We start from the raw sequence: 16,373 nt of genomic DNA on the forward strand, positions 1-16,373 counted from the left end.
GACATTAAAGTGCGTTGCAGTGCTGCGCACTTCGTCGCAAAGACTTGCCCTCGCAGGCTTCGGGTAAGTCTTGCCTGCGGGGCAGCGCAGCGACGAGACAGCCGAGACCCCGCAAGGGGCGAAGCGAGTGAGGAGGCTTGGCGCCCGCCCGCGGCAAAAAACATGTGCTCCTGCAGCATTTCGTGCTTCGTCGCGAAGGTACCTCCCCAATTCTTGGGTCGATACCTTCGCAGCTGTTTTGCGGAATGTCGGTATCATCTATCTTACCATTTAAGTATAATTTAGCTTTTCCCGTTTTATTAGATAAAGAAGCTGATTATCAAGACTACGGTGAATCCTGTTAGGCCGATGATGGTTTCCATGACCGTCCAGGATCTTAAGGTGTCTTTGACGTCCATGCCGAAGTAGCGGTTGACCAGCCAGAAGCCGGAGTCGTTGACGTGTGAAAGTACGGTTGCCCCTGAAGCTATGGCGATAACGATCAGGCCGAGCGCCGGCCCTGTCATGCCGACCATTTCAAGCAGCGGTGTGATCAGGCCAGCGGCTGTTACCATGGCAACAGTTGCAGAACCTTGTGCTACGCGGACAGCTGCCGCGATCAGGAACGCCAGGACGATTGGCGGCAATGCCGAGTCGCCCATCATGTCGCCCAATACTTCACCGACGCCAGAGTCGATCAACACTTGCTTGAAGACACCGCCGGCGCCTGTAACAAGGATGATGATTCCGGCAGGTTCAAGCGATTTCGTCGCAATGTCCTGTACTTCTTGGCGCGAATAGCCGCGTTTTGTGCCCAATAAGTAGAATGTCAACAACGTAGCGATTGTCAAAGCAACGAACGGATGTCCAAGAAAGACGAAGATGTCCCGGACGATATTGCCTTCTTCAAGCAGCACTGACGATACCGTGTTCAACAAGATCAATACAAGCGGGATAAGAATCAATGATGTGATCATACCGAAGCTTGGAAGATCCTTATCGTATTCGCGTTCTTCGATTTCCATATAATCTGGAATTTCAAGGTGGATCTTTTTGCCGATGTAGCGGCCGAATATAGGTCCCGCCAAGATCATGGCTGGAATCCCTGCAATTGTACCAAATAAGATGACCCATCCGAGTTCAGCGTTCACCAGCTGAGCGACCGCAATCGGTCCTGGTGTCGGAGGGATGAAACTATGTGTAACAGCAAGACCTGCTAAAAGCGGAATCCCGTAATGCAAAAGCGATTTGCCTGTTTTGCGGGCCAAACCATAGACGATCGGCACCAAAATGATGAAACCGACATCGAAGAATACCGGAATGGCAACGATGAAGCCGGTGATGCCAAGCGCCCATTGCGCTTTATCTTCACCGAATTTGTTGATCATCGTAGCAGCCAAACGTTCTGCTCCGCCAGATACTTCAAGCATTTTTCCGAACATCGCGCCGAGTCCGACGACGACAGCGACAAAGCCTAATGTGCCGCCCATCCCATTTTGAATGGATGTGATAACTTCACCCAGTGGCATGCCAGCGGCGATACCAACCAGTAAACTGACGAGCAAAAGTGCTACGAATGCGTGTAATTTCGTGCGGATAACCAAAAACAATAATAGAAAAATACCGGCTAGCGCCACCATGATCAATGTTGAACCTGACATTTCGTTTCCCCCTTAATGTACATCCCCAAATAATTTTATGTTATTTCTTTTCGACCGCATGCCCGCCGAATTCATTGCGCAATGCTGCCACTACTTTCCCCGTGAACGTATCGTCTTCAAGCGAACGGTAGCGCATCATCAATGACAATGTGATGACCGGTGCGGGAACATTCAGGTCCAGCGCAGTTTCCACTGTCCATTTCCCTTCGCCGGATGAATTCATGACGCCGCGGATGCCTTCTAATTTCTCGTCTTTCGAGAAAGCGTTTTGCGTAAGCCCCATTAAATAAGAACGGATGATGGAACCATTGTTCCAAACGCCTGCCACTTTTTCGTAGTCAAAGTCGAATTTGCTTTTGTTCAGGATTTCGAATCCTTCCGCAATCGACTGCATCATGCCATACTCGATGCCGTTGTGGACCATTTTTAGGAAATGCCCGCTTCCCGCTTCACCTGTGTAAAGATAGCCATCTTTCACTGAAATACCTTGGAATAACGGTTCGATGTCTTTGAATTTCTCGGCATCGCCGCCGATCATCGAACAAATGCCGTGGCGCGCACCTTCTGTTCCGCCGCTTGTGCCACAGTCAAACAAGAAAATTCCTTCTGCTTTCAATTCTTCCGCGCGGCGAACACTGTCTTTGTAATTCGAGTTTCCGCCGTCAATAATCGAATCGCCTGTATCCAGCAATCCGGCCACTTCCGCCATCACCGATTCCGTGATTTCCCCAGCTGGCACCATCAGCCAAACCGTCCGCGGCGCTGAAAGCTTGCCGACCAATTCTTTTATCGACGAAACTTTAGTGAAACCGCTTTCTTCAATTACCGCATGGCTGTCATAGCCGACGACTTCGTGGCCATGGTCTGCTAAGTTCAAGGCAAGGTTCAAGCCCATCTTGCCAAGTCCAATAACTCCGATTTGCATAATAAAACCTCCTGATTAAAAAAAGAATATTTTTCCGTATTTATTTTATTGTATCAAATATTTTTCCGTAAGCAACATGTTATTCTATAATAAAGAGAAATAATGGATAGAGAAATGAGGGGCGCATTATGAGAGAGCAGCTATTTGCGCTGGCAGCCATCCGCGGAAGCTACCAGCGGTTCAGTGATAAAGAGAAGAAAATCGCCGATTATGTTTTGAACGACCCAAAAAACATCATTCATCTGACGATCAATCAGATTGCTGATGAACTCGGCCTTGCGGAATCGACCATTTTCCGTTTCTGCCAGCGCATCGGCTTTAAAGGCTTTCAGGCTTTTAAAATTTCGCTCGCAGCCGAAGTTGTAGCGCCCCTGAAAGACATCCACGAACAAATCGAAGAAGGCGACAGCGTGCGGAGCGTCACCGAAAAAGTGTTCCGCTCCAATATCAATACGCTCGAAGAAACGCTGCAGATTGTTGATGCAGCCGCCATGGAACGCGCTGTACTTGCCATCATGAAAGCCCGCAAAACCGAGTTTTTCGGCAGCGGCGGCTCTGCGATGATTGCCATGGACGGCTATCACAAGTTCATCCGCCTCGGGCTGCTCGTATCGATGAACTTGGATTCCCATATGCAGTTGATGGCAGCGTCGCAATTACTAAAAGGCGATGTGGCCATCGTCATTTCGCATTCCGGTTCTACGACCGATGTGCTTGATATTTTGCGCGTGCTGAAAGAAAAAGGCGTCACGATCATTTGTGTAACGAATTTTGCCAAATCACCGCTTTCAAAGGATGCCGATATCGCCCTTTATACCATTTCAGAGGAAACCGACTTCCGTTCAGAAGCCCTCTCTTCCCGCATCGCCCAGCTCAGCTTGATCGATGCCCTTTATACGAACTTGATGATCGCCCGCGGAGACGAAGGCAAAAGCGCTTTGCAGGATATGCGCCAAGCGATGTCGCAGAAGCGGTTATAAGAAAAAGAGCCAGTTCCCCAAATTATGGGGACTGGCTCTTTTTCAGTAGTGTGTATAACGGTTATTTCAAATGATCGTTCAGGATGCCTTCTTCTAAAACTTCGAATTTATCGCCGTAGACTCTTTCAATATGCATCTCGCCCCAATTGCACAGTGAATCCAGAATTCCCTGCAGGCTCCAGCCGTACTCGCTCAATTCGTATTCGACTTTCGGCGGCACTTGGTTATAGACAATGCGGTTGATGACCCCATCCGCCTCCAGCTCGCGCAATTGCTGTGTCAGCATTTTTTGCGTGATGTTCGGCATCAGGCGGCGCAATTCGCTCGTCCGTTTGGTGCCGTGCGTCAAATGGCAGAGAATCACCGTTTTCCATTTGCCTCCGATCACTTCCAATGTCGCTTCCACCGAGATATTGTACTTCTTCGCCATATCGATCCGTCCTCCCATAGGCACTAAAAAGTATCTATAGCACTTTAAAGTACGTACTTCCTTTTATAAACTCCATATCTCATAATAACATTTATCGAACAAAATGGATCGATATTAAATTTATTGGAGGAGAAAAAAATGTCTTTAAATAAAAGAAGAAGTAATTTCGCGCTATTGGCGTTAGCCCTTAGTGCATTCGCAATCGGCACGACTGAATTTATCAGTGTCGGCTTGCTGCCGATGATCGCTGCTGATTTGGGTATCTCTGTCACTACTGCCGGCTTGACGGTTTCCTTATATGCACTTGGTGTAATGGTTGGTGCACCGGTGCTAACCTCTATGACATCGAACATGCCTCGGAAAACCTTGCTACTGTGGATCATGGTCGTCTTTATCATCGGAAATCTTATTGCCGCAACTGCTTCGACTGTCACTGTTCTTTTAGCTGCCCGGGTCGTTTCCGCTTTGGCGCACGGCGTCTTCATGGCCATCGGCGCAACGATTGCGGCGGACCTTGTGCCGGAAAACAAGAGAGCCAGCGCTATCGCCTTAATGTTCACTGGCTTGACGGTAGCCACCGTCACCGGCGTTCCCTTCGGCACTTTCCTTGGCCAGCAATTCGGCTGGCGCTTCGCATTCATGGCCATTGTCGTTATCGGAATCATCGCGTTTATCGGCAACAGCCTGCTGGTTCCATCTGATTTGAAGAAAGCGGCGCGCACCACATTCCGTGACCAGGCCAAACTGGTGACGAATGGCCGGCTGTTGCTGGTATTTGCCATCACCGCTCTTGGCTATGGCGGAACATTCGTCGTCTTCACGTACCTGTCCCCGTTGCTTCAGGAAGTCACGGGCTTTAAAGCGGGCACGGTGACGCTTATTCTGCTGGGCTACGGCATCGCGATTGCTGCCGGCAATACCATCGGCGGCAAGCTCGCAAACCGCAATCCGATCAAAGCGTTGTTTTACATGTTCTTGATCCAGGCTGTCATTTTGCTGGTACTGTCATTTACAGCACCATTCAAAATTGCCGGCTTGATAACAATCCTATTAATGGGCTTGTTCGCGTTCATGAATGTTCCCGGTCTGCAGGTTTATGCGGTCATGCTTGCTGAACGCTACGTGCCAAGCGCTGTAGACACGGCTTCCGCCATCAATATTGCTGCGTTCAATGCAGGGATTGCCATCGGTGCTGTAATCGGAGGCATGGTGGCAGATTCGATTGGCCTTATCCATACTTCCTGGGTAGGTGCAATCATGGTCTTTGGCGCAGTGCTGCTGAGTGCATGGAGCCGCGTGCTTGAACACAAAGCACAGGCGAAGCAATCAACTTTCAAAGAATCGGCAATAAACGAAGCCACATTATAGAAGAAAGCCATTCCGAAATCACTTGATTTCGGAATGGCTTTTTATGTGGGCTGTTTTAGGATTTAAAACCCAAACCCTGTTCTGCAAGAGTTTTGCGCAGTATGCTCAATGCTTTCGGGCCAAAGCCATGCAAGTCGAGCAAATCCTGCTCTTTGGCTGAAGCCAGGTCCTGCAGCCGGTGATAGCCTGCAGCCAAAAGCGCACGCTGCGCCGGTTTGCCGATGCTTCTAGGAAAATCATGTTCCTCTTCTAAAGGTATTTTCTCCATTGGAATCGCTCCTCTTATTTGACGAGTGCTGCCCGTAAATTGACGCCGTATTCCAGATAAGCTTTTAAGCACGTTAAGGCGTAAACCCATCCTTCTTTATTGTCGACCAGTTCAGCTATAAATTGGGGTGCCGATTCATCAAACCCCTCTTCAGTGACTTCAATGATTGTGGAAGAGGGCGATTCTTCAATTAGTGTAATGGTGACCAGATGCTGGGATTCATCCTGAAAAACAATTTTCCGATCAGGATCCATATCTAAAACATCGATTTTTCCTTCAGCATCGTATTCTTCATATCGCAAAATGATGGCCCTGCCAGGTTGCCACCGTTCGGAACTTGAGGAAAACCAGAAGTTTCCGATTTTCTCGGGATCTGCAAATGCTTCAAATACATCATGAGCAGGTTTAGCTATTTTCATTTTGGTCTTATTCATCATGCAATTCACTCCTGTCAATAAAGTCATGGCCTCTTTAGTTAATTGTATTTTATCAGGATTAGAAGTGGAAAGGGATGTTTGAAAAGCGAAATAATGGAGAAATATAAAGTGAAAACATCTTAGCGCTAGACTTTTCTTGTTCTCAGCAAAGGGACTATGGTGACACTAAAGGAGGCGGCTTCCATGAAGCAGGTTTTATTCATCCACAGTGCCGGCCCTCAAGGGGAAAAACAAGGAAGTACAGGATTGCTGCAGTCCTTGGAGGGCGAGCTGGGGTCAGCTTTTCAGGTAATTGCTCCAAAAATGCCGGATCCGGAAGACCCGCAATACACGAAATGGAAGAACAAGTTGAAAGTAGAAATTGAAGTCTTGGAAGATGGAGCTTCTTTCCTTGCCGGTTTTCATTCGAAACCCTGGGTTTATCATTGGGGTGCTAAAAATTCACTTCGCAGTATGGAATACATCGCCAAATCAACAAATTCATCCCTTAATTTAAAGTGTTGACGGGCGACGCCTTCGAAAGACATGCCTATTTTTTCTAAAACGCTGCGTGACTGGCAATTTCCCAACAGTATGGAAGCTTCAACCTTGTTGAGCTCCATATTGTTAAAACCGAAAGCCATCAAAGCTTTTGCAGCTTCTGGCATATAACCCATCCCCCAATACTGACGCGATAATGCATAGGCAATTTCTGCCCTTCCATGCTTCGGCAGCCACTTAATGAAATCGATGGTGCCAATCATTTCGCCTGTGGCCTTCAGTTCAATTGCCCATGTCAATTTTCGCTGCCCTTCATAACCCGCTAAAATGAATCCGATGAATTCCTTCGTTTCTTTTATTGTTTTGTGCGCTTCCCACGGCATGAAACGGGAAACAGCCGGTTCGCAAGCATAGTTGAACATGTCTTCCGCGTCTTGCATCATCAGTTTGCGGAGAATTAGCCTTTCCGTTTCCATAGTCGGCATTGTTTTATAAATATCTTCTATTTCCATCTTCGTTTACCGCCTTTCATTGATCGCTGGCCATCGCAGCCGGTTCAAAGACCGTTATTTCCCAGGAAATAATCGTCGTACTGTCTCGCACACCATGTTCCTGTATCTTCTTTAGCATCAATTCAACGCCGACTTTCCCGGTCTTTGCCTCATATATACTTGCCGGCTCCCTAAAAACTCCGCCTGGACATTCGACCAGCCCATCTGTCGTCAAGAACACGCGATTTACACCTTGCCGCAACTCTCTCGTTCCAGCAGAGTAACATGGGATCGGCTGATCAAACGTATTTACCTCGCCAATCCATTCATAGAACTGGCGTTGGTTGAGCTGATATTGTCCAAGAGCCTTTAGTTCCGGATGGAATAAATACATAAGGCAGTCTCCTACCGAAAACCACCAGACGTATTTCCCTTTGCGCACCACAATCAGACAAGCGGTCTCCCCTTGCACATTCCGGCAAGCTTGTAAGAACGCTTCCTGTTGGAACATTTCCAAAACCATGTGCTCCAAGTTCCTGAAAAAATCGCCGCTGACTGCTTGCGCTAGCAGCAGCTTCACTTCTTGTTCATGCGTTTCGACTTGCTCCAGAACGACCTCTGCACTTTCCGCTGTATTATGGGCATCCAGCAACATCACGAATTCCCAGTCTTCGGTTCTATCTTTCCAAACAAGGCATGCATCTTCGTTTTTATATTGCCCTGCTGACGAGTTGCCGCCGAAACGGCCAACCACCAAGCCATTTATGTCCTGGACGTCCAGACGATCCACAAAATTGCTTTCACTGCCGACCCAACGGAAGCCCGAATCGATTTTATCCATCATACTGAACCCCCTTTCTAATTTAATAAAGTATAATTGAATCTTCTATAAATTGGAACATATTTCCTTATCATTCTTTTCTTTTTTCATTACTCATTTATCAGTACAAAACTATGGACAATCCTATTTTTTTGCTTTATCATCTAATAGTTACCTTAGCTAACCATTAGCTTCCCGAATTAATAATCAAGGAGGCATAACATGAAATCTTCTCAGGAATTTTTCCAGCAGTTTATGCTGTTGTACCGATCATTTGAGCACCATTTGAACGATGTACTGGGCAATTACGGGTTATATCGTGCACAATGGTCGATTCTTCATTATCTTGCCAATAACGGATCGGCCACTTTAGTCGAACTCGCCCAATATTTGCGCGTTGAAAAACCGACGATCACTCGCACGATAAACCGCTTGGAGAAAGTCGGCTATCTATCGCTCGTCCCCGGTAAAGACCGCCGGGAAAAACGGGTCGAAATGAGCGAGTCGGGAGCCGCATTATATATAGAAGTGCGAAAAGCGGTAGATTTGCTCGAAGAGGAAATCCTCTACGGCATCCCGGAACCCCAGCAACAGCAGACCACAAGCATCATGAAAGGGATACGCCATCAACTAACCAGTAAGGAGCATACAAATTGAACAAAAATAGAGCCCCTTTATGGACGAAGGATTTTATCCTCACGTCGTCCGTCAACTTTTTTCTCGTCTTTGTCTTTTATTTATTAATGGTGACCATTGCCGTCTACGCAGTCCAAGAATTCAACGCTTCCAATAGCGAGGCTGGCCTCGTCACCGGTATATTCATTATTGGTGTATTAACCGGAAGGATTTTCATGGGGCGTGCAATCGACCGCATCGGCCGCAAGAAAACGATGGTTCTCGGACTCGTCCTGTTCACTTTGACAACGCTCTTCTATTTCTTGGACTTTGGGCTTCCATTCCTTATGTCCACTCGTTTTCTGCACGGCGTAACACTGGGAATCGCCAGCACCGCTGCGGGCACCATTATTGCTCAAATCATCCCGATGTCGAGAAAGGGCGAAGGAATTGGCTATTTCAGCCTCAGCACGACGCTTGCCACCGCCATTGGCCCATTTATCGGGCTTTATATGTCACAGAATTCGACATTTGATATGATTTTTACGCTTTGCCTTATCTTCGGAGCAATCAGCTTGCTTATTTCCTGTCTGGTTACAGTGCCACCGATTGAAGCACCACCGAACATTAACGAAACGAAAGGGTTCAAGATTTCCGATTATGTCGAGCCAAAAGCGGTTCCGATTGCGTTAATCACGTTTATCGCTGGATTCTGCTACGCCAGCGTGCTGTCTTTTATCAGCTTTTACGCCGACTTCCGGGAGCTCGTCGAAGCGGCAACGTTCTTCTTTCTCGTCTACTCCATCGCGATCCTGATTTCACGGCCATTCACTGGCCGCTTGATGGATGTCAAAGGCGCCAATTTTGTTATGTATCCCGCCATCATCATCTTTGCAGCCGGCCTTCTGCTATTGAGCACAGCCCAAACCAGCTTCACTTTTCTGCTGGCAGGCTTCTTGATCGGACTTGGCTTCGGCAATATCCAATCTACCACCCAAGCAGTAGCGGTAAAACTGACGCCGTCACATCGCATGGGGCTAGCAACATCGACGTTCTTCATCTTTATGGACGCCGGGCTCGGCTTCGGGCCTTACCTGCTCGGTTTTATCATTTCGGTTACAGGCTTCAGCCAGCTGTATGCGATTCTGAGCGCCGTCGCAGCTGCTATTCTGGTATTGTATTATCTTCTGCACGGAAGAAAAGAACACCGCGCTAACCGCGCTGCTGCAACTGCATGAAAAAAGGGCACCCTCAGATTGAGGATGCCCTTTTGCTATTCCTTATTCTATTCTTCTTCCGCTTCTGCAGCTTCCGCTTCGGCTTTTGTCTTGTGGACAGTGCCGGCTTCATGCTCGGGCGGTGCGTAGATTGAATAAATCTTCAACGGCTCATCGCCGGTATTCGTTACGTTGTGGTATTTTCCAGCTGGAATCATGATTGCATAATCATCTTCGGCATTTTCTTCGAACGTCAGATTGTCTTCGCTGTCGCCCATCTGCACGAAGCCTTTGCCGTCTTCAATGCGCAGGAATTGGTCGCCTTCGTGTTTTTCCAACCCGATGTCGTCTCCCGGTTCCACGCTCATCACTGTCACTTGCAGGTTTTCACCCGTCCAGATCGTTGTGCGGAAATTGCTGTTTTCTTTTGTTGCGTCTTCGATATTCAATACATATGGTTCTTTTCCATGATCTTTAAAATCCATTTAAAGTTCCTCCTTTGAATTTTCCTCGACATTTGTAATATACCTTCAAATGTCCCCATTCAAACAAGAGGTTTCTGAATCAGGTGATCAATTGCTTTACCAATTCCTTATTGCGTTCTTTGAATACTTCATTATGTGAAGACACCATGGCAAAGCCGTTGGCGTCTGGCTGTATAAATTGCTTTGCTTTGTTCACTGCGTTTGCGGCGTCTTGGAAAGTGCCCGCAATCAGATTCAGCTTGCCTGGATGCTGCAAGATATCACCCGCAGCAAAAAGCCCAGGCACCGTGGATTCGCTGTTCGCATTGCCTGAGATATAATAGCCGTCGGCAATATCGATTGGCAAGTCGCTTGCTTCGAGCAATGTCGCGTCCCGCTCATAGCCGTGGTTGATGATGATTTCATCAACAGGTTCGAGATGCGCTTCTCCCGTCAATTGATGGGTCAATTCGACCGACTCTACTACATCGCGCTCATCTGACGCGATAAGTTTCGTAATTGCTGTATTAAGGAAGCAATGGACTTTGCTGTTCATCAGCTGGGAAACTTGTGCTTCGTGCCCCGCCAATTCCCCTTTGCGGTAAGTCACCATGACTTTGCCGGCAATCGGTTCCAGTTCGTTTGCCCAGTCGATGGCTGAATTGCCGCCTCCTGAAATCATCACTGTTTTGCCTTTAAAGCGTTCTATCGACTTCACCGTATAATTCAGGTTCGATACTTCAAAGCGATCAGCGCCTTCGATTTCCAGCTTTTGCGGGTTCAGGATGCCGCCCCCTACTGCCACGATAACCGTTTTCGACAGATGCACCTGCCCTGAAGAGCCTGCAAGTTCAAAATGGCCCTCCTGGTTCCGCTCGATTTTTTCGATTTTTTCATTGAGAACGACTTCAGGCTTGAATGTCAGGCCTTGTGCCACCAATTGCGCAATTAGCTTTTCACCTTGGATCGGCGTCTGGCCCCCGACGTCCCAAATCATTTTTTCTGGATAGACATGGAGTTTTCCGCCAAGCTGCGGCTGGAACTCAATCAGCTTTACCTTCATTTCCCGAAGTCCGCTGTAGAATGCCGAATAAAGCCCCGCCGGTCCACCTCCGATGATTGTGACGTCGAATATCTCTGCATTAACCATTTTGACACACCTGCTCCCAATTTATAATTGACAATGATTCTCATTAGTTTTATAGTTATCATTGTACTGAAAACGATTCTCATTATCAACTTATATACATAAATAATATTGAAAGGAGGAGAATGCATGGTGCGCCTGTCCGCAGAGAATTTGGACATTAGCTACGGGGAACGGAAAATCGTTAAAAACCTGTCGCTGCAGATTCCAGACAAGAAAATCACGACGATTATCGGTTCCAATGGCTGCGGGAAATCGACGCTGCTGAAAGCGCTGACCCGCGTCATCCCCCATCAAGGCGGTTCAATCGTGCTCGATGGGGAAGAAATTGCCAAGGAAAACACAAAGCTGCTCGCCAGGAAAATGGCGATTCTTCCGCAAACGCCGGAAAGCGCGCCGGGTCTGACAGTAGGCGAACTGGTTTCTTACGGCCGCTTCCCTTACCAAAAAGGTTTCGGGCGCCTGACCGCCAAAGACTACGAAATCATCAATTGGGCGCTCGACGTCACCGGAACACAGTTTTTTAAATACCATCCGGTAGACGCTTTGTCCGGCGGCCAGCGCCAGCGCGTTTGGATTGCCATGGCGCTCGCCCAGGAAACCGAAATGATTTTTCTTGATGAGCCGACCACCTATCTGGACATGGCGCATCAGCTCGAAATCCTCGAATTGCTGCAGAAGCTCAATGAAGATCAACATCGCACAATCGTCATGGTGCTCCATGATTTGAACCAAGCGTCGCGTTTCGCCGACCACATCATTGCCATGAAAAGCGGTGAAATTGTTAAGTCGGGCACGAGCCACGAAGTCATTACATCGGAAGTACTGAAATCCGTATTCCGTATCGATGCTGACATCGGCATCGACCCAAGAACACAAAAACCGATCTGCATCACCTATAACTTAATCAAAGGAGCTTGACCCATTATGAAGAAGCTATCCCTATTCCTTGTTTTACTGGCAGCATTGCTGCTTGCTGCATGCAATTCCGATTCCAAAACGGCTGAGCCTGCTGAAACATCAGGCTCGTCCGATACGATTACATACGAATCCGAAAGCGGTCCCGTGGAAGTCCCGGCAGACCCGCAGCGCGTCTTGGTGCTGTCCACTTATGCAGGAAATGTCATGGCGCTTGATGTTCCGCTGGTAGGCGTTGATGCCTGGTCGAAAGCGAACCCGCGTTTTGAAGAAGAATTGCAGGGTGTTGAAGAAGTGACAGAAGATAATTTAGAAAAAATCATCGAATTGGATCCAGATTTGATCATTGGCCTTTCGACAATCAAAAACATCGACAAATTAAAGGAAATCGCGCCTACCGTAACGTATACATATGGCAAAGTTGATTACCTCACGCAGCATTTGGAAATTGGTAAATTAGTGAATAAAGAACAAGAAGCACAAACATGGATTGACGATTTCAAAACGCGCGCTCAACAAGCCGGCGATGATATCCGTGCTGAAATCGGCGAAGACGCAACTGTCTCAGTCATCGAAAACTTCGATAAGCAATTGTATGTGTTCGGAGACAACTGGGGACGTGGAACCGAAATCCTTTATCAGGAAATGAAACTAAAAATGCCTGCCAAAGTTGAAGAAATGGCTTTGAAAGACGGCTTCTACGCTTTGTCGCAAGAAGTGCTTCCTGAGTACATGGGCGATTACGTCATCTTCAGCAAAGACAGCGAACAAGACAACTCTTTCCAAGAAACCGATGTCTATAAAAATACGCCAGCCGTCAAAAACGGCCAAGTTTTCGAAGCCAACGCCAAGGAATTCTATTTCAATGATCCAATTTCATTGGACTATCAGTTGGAGTTCTTCTTGGAACATTTTCTGAAACAATAACGCTGCGAGAGGAATTCCTGCCAACAGGGATTCCTCTTTGGTGTTAAAGCACATGCTATGCAATACTGAATCTTAGCCTATATAGAAAAGATGATGCCTTATGCCAAACCAAACTTCATTTTTCATAAAAATAGCTGCAGGCGCCGTTGCTTTTGCCGCCATGTTCGTCATTTCCATTGCTTTCGGAGCTGCGGACATCAGTTTGAAAGACACTACACTAGCGCTTTTTTCAAACGCGTCGAACGACGCCATTTCGGTGATCCGTGAAATACGGCTGCCGCGGGAATTAGCCGCTGTTCTTGTCGGTGCTGCACTTGCGGTGTCCGGTGCCATCATGCAAGGCATGACGCGCAATCCTTTAGCAGATCCCGGCCTGCTCGGCTTGACTGCCGGTGCGAATGCGGCGCTTGCCATCACGCTGGCGTTCATACCGGCTGCCAATTATTTCGGTATCATGATTGCTTGCTTTATCGGTGCCGCCGTTGGTGCGGCGCTCGTATTCGGGCTCGGTTCGGTCAAAAGAGGTGGCTTTTCGCCGTTTCGCATCGTCTTGGCCGGTGCGGCCATTTCCGCTTTCTTGAGCGCATTGGCTGAAGGCATCGGCATTTACTTCAAGATTTCAAAAGATGTTTCGATGTGGACTGCCGGCGGCCTGATCGGCACGACGTGGGGGCAGCTAAAAGTGATTTCCCCTTTTATCGCCGTTTCATTGGTAATTGCTTTGCTGCTCGCGCGGCAATTATCGATTCTTAGCTTAAGTGAGGAAGCAGCGATCGGCCTTGGCCAAAAAACGATGCAGACGAAAGCGCTCCTGTTCGTTGCCATTACCATGCTTGCCGGTGCGGCCGTAGCGCTTGCCGGCAATATGGCTTTTGTCGGCCTTCTGGTGCCGCATATCGTGCGCGCCATCGTCGGCGTCGATTACCGCCACATCATTCCCATGTCAGCTATTGCAGGAGCCATTTTCATGCTCTTCGCAGATCTGCTTGGAAGAACGATCAATGCACCTTTTGAAACTCCGGTAGCGGCGATTGTCGCCATGCTGGGCTTGCCTTTCTTCCTGCTTATTGTACGTAAAGGAGGAGGAGCATTCACATGATCCAGGCTGCTTTAGTAAAAAAACAGCGGTGCTTTTTTTATGCGTTCATGCTGCTGATTGCCGCAACCGTAGTGGTAAGCCTCGGTTCGGGTTATTCTTCCCTGTCGTATGACCGCCTGTTCGCGACGTTTATCGGACAAGGCACGTTCAAAGAAGATTTTGTGCTGTATTCCATTCGCATGCCGCGCATCTTCATCACCTTATTGGCCGGTATGGCGCTTGCGCTCGCCGGCGCCATTCTCCAAAGCATCACGCGCAATGATTTAGCGGACCCGGGCATTATCGGCATCAATTCGGGAGCCGGCGTGGCGATTGCAGTGTTCTTTCTGTTTATGCCGGTCGATCCGGGTTTATTCGTCTACTTGCTGCCGGCTGTTGCTTTTGCAGGCGCATTTCTCACAGCGCTGCTGATTTATGCATTTTCCTATAATAAAGAAACGGGCCTTCAGCCTATCCGTCTGGTATTGGTCGGGATTGGCTTTTCAATGGCGTTGTCTGGCATCATGATTGTCTTGATTTCCTCCGCCGAACGCGAGAAGGTGGATTTCATCGCCAATTGGCTGGCCGGCAATATCTGGGGCACAGACTGGCCTTTCGTGCTCGCTATCCTTCCTTGGCTGCTGGTGCTCATTCCGTTCACCTTGTATAAGGCGAACCGCTTGAATATGCTGAATTTAAGCGAACCGGTTGCTGTAGGACTCGGCGTATCCATTGAAAAAGAACGCCTTACTTTGCTGATGACTGCTGTTGCATTAGCGGCCGCTGCGGTTTCGGTAACGGGCGGCATCGCCTTTATCGGCTTAATGGCTCCGCATATCGCAAAATCACTTGTCGGTCCGCGCCACCAATTGTTCTTGCCGCTCGCTATCCTGATTGGCGGCTGGCTGCTCCTGCTCGCGGACACGCTCGGCCGGAACCTGCTTGAACCTTCAGGCATCCCTGCCGGCATCATGGCCGCATTGATTGGCGCGCCTTATTTCATGTACTTGCTGATGAAAAAATAAACCCTCGGGGGAAGAAACTCTTCTCCCAAGGGTTTTCTGTTTTTCAAGGCGTTTCAGCGCTGGGGCTTATTATGTTAATTCCATTTAAAAAGGCTTCCGGAACGATTGTCCCGGAAGCCTTTAAATTTAAACCAATTGCGGCTCTGCTGACGGCTTGCCAAAATAATAGCCTTGGAAAAGCTCGTAGCCTTTGTTTTTCAGCCAAATGAAATCTTCTTCCACTTCAATGCCTTCAGCCAATGGCACCGAATCGATTTCGATCGCTTTGTGCAGGAAGTTCATCGCTACCGCCTGCTTTGCGGCATCTTCTGCAACGCCTTGGACATACTTCATATCCAGCTTCATGTATTTCGGTTTCAATTCAGCCAATACCTCTGCTGTGCTATAGCCTTCTCCGACATCATCCAGCGCGTACTGGAAGCCTTTTTCCTTGTAATAGGCAAGGATCTTCTTGAGGTGGTCCATGTCATCCACTCGTTCAGTTTCCACAACCTCGAACACCAATTGTTTTGGGTCGACGCCCAATTGATTGGCAAGTTCTGTCGTCGAACGCAGACAGAATTCCGGCGAGTAAATTGATGTTGGGATAAAATTGATAAACGCCTTTTCCCCATTCAGGACCGCCGCATGTTTCACAGCAGTCATCCGGCAGACCCGGTCAAGCGCGTAAAGGCGGCCTCTGCTTTTTGCCGCTGGGAAGATTTCATTGGGGTAAATAGTCGAGCCGTCTTCGTTCTGGAAGCGCGAAAGCATCTCATAGGCGAACACGTTTTTGTCGGCATCAACAATTGGCTGGTAATGGCAGATAAGCCTTTCGTTCTTGATGACGTCGTCAATCCAAGCCATGTTGAATACATGTTCAATTTCAGAAAGAGGCTGCCATGACTCCTGATTGATGCGAAACGCCACTTTATCTGGATCAAGCAAGTCATTGCAGAAATCAAGGAATTCCCTGGCTCCCTGTTCATCCATCTGCAATTTGTTCTCTTTTCTGATTACTGCCATTTCTCTTCTCTCCAAAAACTCCGCAACTTGTTCCAAAACCGAGCTGTTCAATTCACCATCCAGGCGAATTTCGAACTTCAAGCTCGCAACCGCACAATTATTACATTCCAAAAATCTTCCCCCTTAAAAATATTGGTA

Annotated in this window: 18 protein-coding genes; 8 read left to right on the forward strand and 10 right to left on the reverse strand. The window is 48.1% G+C overall.

Annotation, left to right across the window (positions count from 1 at the left end; translation table 11 throughout):
• Positions 1-299: 299 nt before the first annotated feature.
• Both AC4EHB_RS10310 and gnd read right to left on the reverse strand, forming a co-directional pair.
• Positions 300-1,640 carry a GntT/GntP/DsdX family permease gene (locus AC4EHB_RS10310; RefSeq protein ID WP_490975463.1) on the reverse strand — a complete coding sequence of 447 codons (1,341 nt, stop codon included), beginning with the start codon at positions 1,638-1,640 and terminating at the stop codon, positions 300-302.
• A 40-nt stretch (positions 1,641-1,680) separates the two neighbouring features.
• Positions 1,681-2,565 carry a phosphogluconate dehydrogenase (NAD(+)-dependent, decarboxylating) gene (gnd, locus tag AC4EHB_RS10315; RefSeq protein ID WP_490981400.1) on the reverse strand — a complete coding sequence of 295 codons (885 nt, stop codon included), beginning with the start codon at positions 2,563-2,565 and terminating at the stop codon, positions 1,681-1,683.
• 128 nt (positions 2,566-2,693) lie between these two features.
• Between gnd and AC4EHB_RS10320 the strand changes: the two genes are divergently transcribed.
• On the forward strand, positions 2,694-3,545 hold the full coding sequence (locus tag AC4EHB_RS10320) for a MurR/RpiR family transcriptional regulator (RefSeq protein WP_490975465.1): 852 nt from the start codon (positions 2,694-2,696) through the stop codon (positions 3,543-3,545).
• 61 nt (positions 3,546-3,606) lie between these two features.
• Here AC4EHB_RS10320 and AC4EHB_RS10325 read toward each other — a convergent pair whose 3' ends face one another.
• Positions 3,607-3,975, reverse strand: coding sequence for a winged helix-turn-helix transcriptional regulator (locus tag AC4EHB_RS10325; protein WP_490975466.1), 369 nt, complete (start codon positions 3,973-3,975; stop codon positions 3,607-3,609).
• 138 nt (positions 3,976-4,113) lie between these two features.
• On the opposite strand from AC4EHB_RS10325, the gene AC4EHB_RS10330 reads away from it, so the two are divergent.
• Positions 4,114-5,343 (forward strand): MFS transporter, encoded by a 1,230-nt coding sequence (locus AC4EHB_RS10330; RefSeq protein ID WP_490981401.1) that lies wholly within the window; start codon positions 4,114-4,116, stop codon positions 5,341-5,343.
• A gap of 55 nt (positions 5,344-5,398) precedes the next feature.
• Here the strand turns inward: AC4EHB_RS10330 and AC4EHB_RS10335 are convergent, their stop codons facing one another.
• From AC4EHB_RS10335 to AC4EHB_RS10350, 4 genes are all read right to left on the reverse strand, one after another.
• A complete protein-coding gene (locus AC4EHB_RS10335) occupies positions 5,399-5,611 on the reverse strand; it encodes a helix-hairpin-helix domain-containing protein (protein WP_490981402.1) in 213 nt (70 codons plus the stop codon).
• Positions 5,612-5,625: 14 nt separating this feature from the next.
• The gene (locus tag AC4EHB_RS10340) at positions 5,626-6,048 is read right to left on the reverse strand and encodes an SRPBCC family protein (RefSeq protein ID WP_490981403.1); all 423 of its coding nucleotides are present in this window, start codon (positions 6,046-6,048) and stop codon (positions 5,626-5,628) included.
• 422 nt (positions 6,049-6,470) lie between these two features.
• Positions 6,471-7,040, reverse strand: coding sequence for a GNAT family N-acetyltransferase (locus AC4EHB_RS10345; protein WP_490981404.1), 570 nt, complete (start codon positions 7,038-7,040; stop codon positions 6,471-6,473).
• A gap of 16 nt (positions 7,041-7,056) precedes the next feature.
• A complete protein-coding gene (locus AC4EHB_RS10350; protein WP_490981405.1) occupies positions 7,057-7,860 on the reverse strand; it encodes a PP2C family serine/threonine-protein phosphatase in 804 nt (267 codons plus the stop codon).
• A 201-nt stretch (positions 7,861-8,061) separates the two neighbouring features.
• On the opposite strand from AC4EHB_RS10350, the gene AC4EHB_RS10355 reads away from it, so the two are divergent.
• Both AC4EHB_RS10355 and AC4EHB_RS10360 read left to right on the forward strand, forming a co-directional pair.
• Positions 8,062-8,496, forward strand: a complete 435-nt coding sequence (locus AC4EHB_RS10355; protein ID WP_490975473.1) for a MarR family winged helix-turn-helix transcriptional regulator — start codon at positions 8,062-8,064, stop codon at positions 8,494-8,496.
• Positions 8,493-9,692 (forward strand): MFS transporter, encoded by a 1,200-nt coding sequence (locus AC4EHB_RS10360; RefSeq protein WP_490981406.1) that lies wholly within the window; start codon positions 8,493-8,495, stop codon positions 9,690-9,692. Before AC4EHB_RS10355 ends, AC4EHB_RS10360 begins: the two co-directional genes overlap by 4 nt.
• 47 nt (positions 9,693-9,739) lie before the next feature.
• On the opposite strand, the gene AC4EHB_RS10365 is transcribed toward AC4EHB_RS10360, so the two are convergent.
• Positions 9,740-10,156, reverse strand: coding sequence for a cupin domain-containing protein (locus AC4EHB_RS10365; RefSeq protein WP_290212370.1), 417 nt, complete (start codon positions 10,154-10,156; stop codon positions 9,740-9,742).
• 79 nt (positions 10,157-10,235) lie between these two features.
• Positions 10,236-11,285, reverse strand: a complete 1,050-nt coding sequence (locus tag AC4EHB_RS10370) for an NAD(P)/FAD-dependent oxidoreductase (RefSeq protein WP_490975476.1) — start codon at positions 11,283-11,285, stop codon at positions 10,236-10,238.
• A 126-nt stretch (positions 11,286-11,411) separates the two neighbouring features.
• On the opposite strand from AC4EHB_RS10370, the gene AC4EHB_RS10375 reads away from it, so the two are divergent.
• The 4 genes from AC4EHB_RS10375 (at position 11,412) to AC4EHB_RS10390 (ending at position 15,230) form a co-directional block, all read left to right on the forward strand.
• Complete coding sequence (locus tag AC4EHB_RS10375; protein ID WP_490981407.1) at positions 11,412-12,203, forward strand: ABC transporter ATP-binding protein; 792 nt, start codon at positions 11,412-11,414, stop codon at positions 12,201-12,203.
• 6 nt (positions 12,204-12,209) lie between these two features.
• On the forward strand, positions 12,210-13,127 hold the full coding sequence (locus tag AC4EHB_RS10380; RefSeq protein WP_490975478.1) for an iron-hydroxamate ABC transporter substrate-binding protein: 918 nt from the start codon (positions 12,210-12,212) through the stop codon (positions 13,125-13,127).
• Positions 13,128-13,227: 100 nt separating this feature from the next.
• Complete coding sequence (locus AC4EHB_RS10385; protein ID WP_490975479.1) at positions 13,228-14,226, forward strand: FecCD family ABC transporter permease; 999 nt, start codon at positions 13,228-13,230, stop codon at positions 14,224-14,226.
• Entirely contained in the window at positions 14,223-15,230 is a 1,008-nt protein-coding gene (locus AC4EHB_RS10390; RefSeq protein WP_490981408.1) for a FecCD family ABC transporter permease, read from the forward strand. The genes AC4EHB_RS10385 and AC4EHB_RS10390 overlap by 4 nt, the downstream gene beginning before the upstream one ends.
• Positions 15,231-15,356: 126 nt before the next feature.
• On the opposite strand, the gene AC4EHB_RS10395 is transcribed toward AC4EHB_RS10390, so the two are convergent.
• Positions 15,357-16,346: an EAL domain-containing protein gene (locus AC4EHB_RS10395; protein WP_490975481.1), complete on the reverse strand. Its 990-nt coding sequence runs from the start codon at positions 16,344-16,346 to the stop codon at positions 15,357-15,359.
• Positions 16,347-16,373 lie beyond the last annotated feature (27 nt).

The organism is Planococcus sp. TJ-302 (assembly GCF_058268455.1).